This is a genomic window from Mycobacterium sp., from assembly GCF_035697385.1.
Classification (GTDB): domain Bacteria; phylum Actinomycetota; class Actinomycetes; order Mycobacteriales; family Mycobacteriaceae; genus Mycobacterium.
In genome coordinates this window covers 1-6,972 of sequence record NZ_DASSCY010000345.1, presented here as the reverse complement: position 1 = coordinate 6,972, position 6,972 = coordinate 1, and the positions used below count along the sequence as shown (strand labels likewise).

Genomic DNA, 6,972 nt, shown 5'->3' with positions numbered 1-6,972 from the left:
GCCGACTATGCATCCGCCTTGGCCGATGCCAGCGCGCTGGGCTACGCGGAGGCGGATCCGACCGCCGACGTCGAGGGTTACGACGCGGCAGCCAAGGCCGCGATCCTGGCATCGATCGCCTTCCACACCCGCGTCACCGCCGACGATGTCTATCGCGAAGGCATCACGTCGGTCACGTCATCGGACTTCGCATCGGCGCGCGCACTGGGCTGCACGATCAAGCTGCTGGCGATCTGTGAACGCCTCACCAACGACGAAGGACAGGAACGGGTTTCGGCCCGTGTCTACCCGGCGCTGGTGCCGTTGGACCATCCGCTGGCCGCGGTCAACGGCGCGTTCAACGCTGTCGTCGTTGAGGCCGAGGCTGCGGGCCGGCTGATGTTCTACGGTCAGGGCGCAGGCGGCGCACCGACCGCGTCGGCGGTAATGGGCGATCTGGTGATGGCCGCCCGCAACCGCGTGCAGGGCGGCCGCGGACCGCGCGAGTCCAAGTACGCCAAGCTGCCGATCTCGCCGATCGGGTTCATCCCCACCCGCTATTACGTCAACATGAACGTGGCCGACCGGCCCGGCGTACTGTCCGCTGTCGCAGCGGAATTCGGCAAGCGTGAGGTCAGCATCGCCGAGGTGCGACAGGAGGGCATGGTCGACGAAGGTGGCCAGCGCTGCGGTGCACGCATCGTCGTCGTCACCCATCAGGCCACCGACGCCGCGCTGTCTGACACCGTCGCCGCACTCGCCGACCTCGACGTGGTGCAAAGCATTAACAGCGTGCTCCGCATGGAAGGCACCACCGAATGAGCGCTTCCCGCACGGCGGTTCACCAGGCTTGGCCCGGTCTGATCGCTGCCTACCGCGACCGGCTTCCAGTCGAGGACAGCTGGACACCCGTCACCCTGTTCGAGGGTGGCACTCCGCTGGTGCCGGCGCCGCGGCTGTCCGAATACACCGGCTGCATAGTGCATCTCAAGGTCGAGGGGCTGAACCCGACCGGCTCGTTCAAGGACCGCGGGATGACGATGGCGGTCACCGAAGCGGTGGCCCACGGCCAGCAGGCCGTGCTCTGTGCATCGACCGGCAACACCTCGGCGTCGGCCGCGGCCTACGCCGCACGGGCGGGAATCACCTGCGCAGTGCTGATCCCGCAGGGCAAGATCGCGATGGGCAAGCTTGCGCAAGCGGTTATGCACGGTGCCAAGATCATTCAGATCGACGGCAACTTCGACGACTGCCTGGAACTGGTCCGCAAGATCACCGCCGACTTTCCGACCATCTCGTTGGTGAATTCGGTCAACCCATACCGCATCGAAGGGCAGAAGACCGCGGCGTTCGAGATCGTCGACGTCCTGGGCACCGCGCCCGACGTGCATTCGCTGCCCGTCGGCAATGCCGGCAATATCACCGCGTACTGGAAGGGCTACACGGAATACCACCGTGACGGCCTGACCGACCGGTTGCCCCGGATGCTGGGGACCCAGGCCGCAGGCGCCGCGCCGCTGGTGCTGGGCGAACCCGTCAGCGAGCCCGAGACCATCGCGACCGCGATCCGGATCGGGTCGCCGGCATCGTGGACATCCGCGGTCGAGGCCCAGCAGCAGTCCAAGGGCCGGTTCCTTGCCGCCACCGACGAGGAGATCCTGGCCGCCTATCACCTGGTGGCACGCACCGAGGGCGTCTTCGTCGAGCCGGCGTCGGCGGCCAGCATCGCGGGCCTGCTCAAGTCGATCGAGGACGGTTGGGTGCGCAAGGGCTCCACCGTGGTGTGCACCGTGACCGGAAACGGCCTCAAGGACCCCGATACCGCGCTCAAGGGCATGCCGACGGTCATTCCCGTTCCCGTCGATCCCGTCGCAGTGGTCGAGAAGCTCGGGCTGGTCTAGCGACGTGCTCCGGAGTCTCCCGGCCGGGCTGACGGCCACGTCGGTGGTCGCGGCGTCCAGCGCCAACCTCGGGCCCGGATTTGACTGCCTGGGCTTGGCGCTGAGTCTCTACGACCAGATCGTCGTGGAGACAACGGAGTCGGGACTGACGGTCGAGGTGGAAGGCGAAGGGGCAGGCCAGGTTCCACTCGACTCGACGCACTTGGTGGTGCGGGCCATCGAGCACGGGCTGCAGGCCGCTGGCATCACGGCTCCGGGACTGAATGTCCGCTGCCGCAACGATATTCCGCATTCGCGAGGACTCGGCTCGTCGGCCGCAGCGGTCGTCGGCGGGCTTGCCGCCGTCAATGGCCTTGTCGCGCAATCGGACTCGGCGCCGTTGCCCGAATCGGAACTGATTCAGCTGGCGAGCGAGTTCGAAGGCCATCCGGACAATGCGTCGGCAGCCGTGCTCGGCGGGGCGGTGGTGTCGTGGACCGAACACGAGGGTGTGCTGCCGCGCTACGCGGCCGCGCCGCTGCAGCTGCACCCCGACATCCATCTGTTCCCCGCGATTCCTGAGGAGCGCTCGTCCACAGCGGAGACCCGCGTGCTGCTTCCCGATCACGTCAGCCACACCGACGCGCGGTTCAACCTCAGTCGAGCCGCGCTGCTGGTGGTGGCGCTGACACAGCGGCCCGACCTGTTGATGGAGGCCACCGAGGACGTCCTGCACCAGCCGCAGCGGGCCTCGGCGATGCCGGCATCGGCGGAATATCTGCGGATCCTACGGCGTTGTGGAGTTGCAGCGGTGCTATCCGGGGCTGGACCTGCGGTTATCGCACTGAGTACCACATCAGACCTTCCCGCAGAAGCCCTGGAGTTTGGCGCCGCCAACGGGTTCACCGTCAGGGAGATGACCGTTGGTGAGGGCGTTCGATGGACGTCCGGCGTAGCCGTTCGGAGCTGACTTGCATAACTCGCAACACCAGTCACACGTGAATCAGCGTGTTTCTTGCTTCCGGCACCGAAGCGGGATATCCTCGCTCTCGTCCAGCAATCGCAGCGTCTCTGCCTGCGCAGACACTAGGACGACCACCAATTCTTCTCGTGGATGACGGTTCGCCGCATGGCGGCGAATCCCGGCGATCACCGTTGCAGACGCAATGGTGGGACCCCCGCGTTCAGCGAATCGGCTGAATGCATTGGACCCCCGCGTGACTCGATCAGCGAGGGATAGAAAGGAAATCCGTGACTGAAACGGACCTCATCACGGCTGGTAGCAGCAGCGAAAACGCCGAGCTGCCGAATACCGTGAGTTCAACTACTTCAACTCCCGCGGAGTCCGAAGCGCCCGTCTCGGCGCCGCCCGCGGAGACCGCGCCGACCGCGGATGTCGCGTCGGGCGGTCGGTCGGCGTCGTTATCGACGCTGGTACTTCCCGAACTTCGCGCACTTGCCAGGGAGATCGGCGTCGAAGGCGCCTCCGGCATGCGCAAGAGCGACCTCGTCGCAGCCATCCGTGAGCGCCGCGGCGACTCCAACGGCCGTGCCCGCGCCAAAGCGACCGACACTGCAGCGCCGACAGCGACTGACAGCGCGCCGACCGCCACTGACAGCGCGCCGACCGCACCCGAAGCCGGCAGCGACCAAGCGACGGCCGAGCCGACCGAACAGCCGGCCAAGCAGCGCCGGGAGCGGCGCGGCGCCTCGCGTCAGACGGGTGCGCCCGCCGACGCCGAGCAGACCAAAGAGCAGCCCAAGACCGACGGCGACCGCGAGAGCAAGGCCGACGCCGATCAGGGTGCAAAGCGGGACACCAAGTCCGACGGCGGTGACCAGCAAGGCGATCAACAGCAGGGCGGCCAGAATCGCGGCGGCGGAAATGCTGGCGGAAACGCGAGCGATGACGACGGCGAAGGCCGTGGTGGTCGTCGCGGACGCCGATTCCGCGACCGCAGGCGCCGTGAGCGTGGCGGCGAAGGCGGCAGCGGCGGTGGCGGCGGCGAGCGCGAAACCGAACTTCGCGATGACGACGTCGTGCAGCCCGTCGCGGGCATCCTCGATGTGCTCGACAACTACGCGTTCGTCCGGACCTCCGGCTATCTGGCCGGCCCGAACGACGTCTACGTCTCGATGAACATGGTGCGCAAGAATGGCCTGCGTCGCGGCGATGCCATCACCGGCGCGGTGCGCGTGCCCAAAGAAGGCGAAGGCGGCGGTCAACAAAACCCGCGGCAGAAGTTCAACCCGCTGGTCCGGCTCGACACCGTCAACGGCGGACCTGTCGACGACGCGAGGAAGCGTCCCGACTTCAACAAGCTCACACCGCTGTACCCGAACCAGCGCCTGCGCCTGGAGACCACAGCGGACCGGCTGACGACCCGCGTCATCGACCTGATCATGCCGATCGGCAAGGGTCAGCGCGCGTTGATCGTGTCGCCGCCCAAGGCCGGTAAGACCACGATCATGCAGAACATCGCGAATGCGATCACGACGAACAACCCCGAATGCCACCTGATGGTGGTGCTGGTCGACGAGCGACCTGAAGAGGTCACCGACATGCAGCGCTCGGTCGTGGGCGAGGTCATCGCCTCGACGTTCGACCGGCCGCCGTCAGACCACACCCAGGCCGCCGAGCTGGCGATCGAGCGGGCCAAGCGCCTGGTCGAGCAGGGCAAGGACGTCGTGGTGCTGTTGGACTCGATCACCCGCCTCGGGCGCGCGTACAACAACGCGTCGCCGGCGTCGGGCCGCATCCTGTCCGGTGGTGTCGACTCGACCGCCCTGTATCCGCCGAAGCGGTTCCTTGGCGCTGCGCGCAACATCGAGGACGGCGGCTCGCTGACCATCATCGCCACGGCCATGGTGGAGACCGGGTCGACGGGTGACACGGTCATCTTCGAGGAGTTCAAGGGCACCGGTAACGCCGAGCTCAAGCTCGACCGCAAGATCGCCGAGCGCCGGGTGTTCCCAGCCGTCGACGTCAACCCGTCCGGTACCCGCAAGGACGAGCTGCTGCTCAACACGGACGAGTTCGCCGTTGTGCACAAGCTGCGCCGCGTGCTGTCGGGTCTCGACCCGCATCAGGCCATCGATCTGCTGATGAGCCAGCTGCGCAAGACGAAGAACAACTACGAGTTCCTGGTCCAGGTCTCCAAGACCGCGCCGGGAAACATGGATTCCGACTAACCCACGATCCACACGCGAAAGGCCTCCGCACGCGCGGGGGCCTTTCCGCTTTTGGCAGGCGCGGCACTAGTCAACATTGACTAGTATGGGGTCATGACCGCGACGACTATCCCGATGCTTCCGTGTACCGCTGCCGAAGCGACGGCCGAGTTTTATGGCGCACTCGGATTCGACACCTCAGACCAGCAGACCCGGCCCTACCTGTACATGGCGTTCACGCTGGCCGACATCGGGCTGCACTTCAAAGAGGCGGCGCCGCACCTCGATCCCGGCGACGAACTGTCCGGCGGCTGTCTGGTTCTGGTCGACGACGTCGCCGGCTATCACCGGGACTTCAGCGAGCGGCTGCGTGCGCACTACGGTCGCGTGCCGGCGAGGGGGCTGCCGCGGCTCACCCGACTTCGGCAGGGAGCGAGCAGGTTTTGCCTATTCGACCCTTCGGGCAACTGCGTCGTCTTCATCAACCGTGACGAACCCGAGGTCGAGTACGGCGGATCGAGGGCGCTGTCGGGGTTGGCCAAGGCGCTCGACAACGTCCGCATCTTCCGCGACTTCAAGAACGACGACGTCCTGGCGGCCCGGGCTCTGGATACTGCGCTGGACCGTCATCGCGACACCGCGCCGCGCGTTGACGTCGCTCGCGCGCTGGCCGACCGCGTCGAACTCGCCATCGCCCTCGGTGACCAGGCCGGCGTCGACGCCACCCGAGCGGAGTTGGATGCCATGGCATTGACGCAGGAGGAACGTGAACAGATTGCGACCGAGCTGCGCGCGATCGCCGATCTGCAACGTTGGCTGTCCGGCTGATGTCGACGGTTCGCCTGCTCGTCCTCGGTGTCGTCCGGATGCGTGGCACCGCGCACGGCTACGCCATCCATCGCGAACTGATGTCCTGGCGGGTCGACACCTGGACCGCGGTCAAGCCGCCGTCGATCTATCACGCCGTCAAGCAGCTCGACCGTGAGGGACTGCTGACAGGTTCGGGGCGCCAAGACAGCCCTCGCGGCCCGGCGCGCGTCGTGTACGGGATCACGGCCGCAGGCGAGGAGGAGTTCTTCCGGCTCCTGGAGGCCGCGTTGCTCAGTCCGGACATTGAAGAGTTCGGAGCAGGCATCGCGTTCATGCGCAGCCTGCCGCGGCGCCGCGTCATCGAATTGCTAACCGAACAGCGCGAAATCACCGAACGCATCGACACCGAGCTCGACGCCATGAAGCCAGAATGGCCCGACGCCGACGCGCCGCCGCATGCTGCGCATCTGCTGGATATGTGGCGGGGCCTTTTCAAATCCAACGCTCGATGGACCGCCGCGATGCTGAAGCGGCTGTCGGACGGCGAATTCCGTTTCGCCGACGAATGATTCGCCGAGCTACCTCAGTGGTAGGGGTCGGTGATCTCGCGCAGCGCGACAAGGGCATCGCGCATCTGTGCGAACCTGCGCTCGCCGAGGAACTCTCGCCACTCCTTCTCGACCTTGTCGACCTCCTTGCCTGCGGTCCGGCACAGCGCCAGGCCCTTGTCGGTCAACGTGACGAGTCGTGCCCGCGCATCGGAGGGATCCGGTGTGCGCGCGACATAGCCGGCGCGTTCCAGTTGGTCGATCAGCGCACCCGCGGTCTGCTTGGTCACGCGCGCCTGCTCGGCGAGGTCGGTCAGGCGCATGCCTTGTAAATCGAGGCGCTGCATGAGTCGCGACTGCGCCACGGTGATGTCGTCGGCTCCGGCGGCCACCAATGCCTCCATGACGCGAGTCTCGACCGCGCGATGGCTGATGAACATCAGGGTCGCGGTGTTCGGCGTCTCGGTCACCCCGTTGACTTTAGTACGGGAGGCTGACTAGATTAGTCAGGAAGCCTGACTAATGCGAAAGGGTGTGCGATGGACTCCGGCACCATCTGGCGGCACATCGACGAGCTGCGCGGG

General features: G+C 66.6%; 7 protein-coding genes. 6 read left to right on the top strand and 1 reads right to left on the bottom strand.

The window, feature by feature from the left end:
• The 6 genes from VFH65_RS28875 to VFH65_RS28850 all read left to right on the top strand — a co-directional run.
• On the top strand, window positions 1-801 hold an 801-nt coding region (locus VFH65_RS28875), incomplete at its 5' end, for a homoserine dehydrogenase (RefSeq protein WP_353326494.1).
• Window positions 798-1,880, top strand: a complete 1,083-nt coding sequence (thrC, locus tag VFH65_RS28870) for a threonine synthase (protein ID WP_353326492.1) — start codon at window positions 798-800, stop codon at window positions 1,878-1,880. The genes VFH65_RS28875 and thrC, both read left to right, overlap by 4 nt.
• A gap of 4 nt (window positions 1,881-1,884) precedes the next feature.
• Window positions 1,885-2,829: a homoserine kinase gene (gene thrB / locus VFH65_RS28865; protein WP_353326490.1), complete on the top strand. Its 945-nt coding sequence runs from the start codon at window positions 1,885-1,887 to the stop codon at window positions 2,827-2,829.
• Between the two features lie 281 nt (window positions 2,830-3,110).
• Window positions 3,111-5,051, top strand: coding sequence for a transcription termination factor Rho (rho, locus tag VFH65_RS28860; RefSeq protein ID WP_353326488.1), 1,941 nt, complete (start codon window positions 3,111-3,113; stop codon window positions 5,049-5,051).
• A 93-nt stretch (window positions 5,052-5,144) separates the two neighbouring features.
• Window positions 5,145-5,858: a glyoxalase gene (locus tag VFH65_RS28855; protein ID WP_353326486.1), complete on the top strand. Its 714-nt coding sequence runs from the start codon at window positions 5,145-5,147 to the stop codon at window positions 5,856-5,858.
• Window positions 5,858-6,409 carry a PadR family transcriptional regulator gene (locus tag VFH65_RS28850; RefSeq protein ID WP_353326484.1) on the top strand — a complete coding sequence of 184 codons (552 nt, stop codon included), beginning with the start codon at window positions 5,858-5,860 and terminating at the stop codon, window positions 6,407-6,409. Before VFH65_RS28855 ends, VFH65_RS28850 begins: the two co-directional genes overlap by 1 nt.
• Window positions 6,410-6,423: 14 nt before the next feature.
• On the opposite strand, the gene VFH65_RS28845 is transcribed toward VFH65_RS28850, so the two are convergent.
• A complete protein-coding gene (locus VFH65_RS28845) occupies window positions 6,424-6,828 on the bottom strand; it encodes a MarR family winged helix-turn-helix transcriptional regulator (protein ID WP_414688529.1) in 405 nt (134 codons plus the stop codon).
• Window positions 6,829-6,972 lie beyond the last annotated feature (144 nt).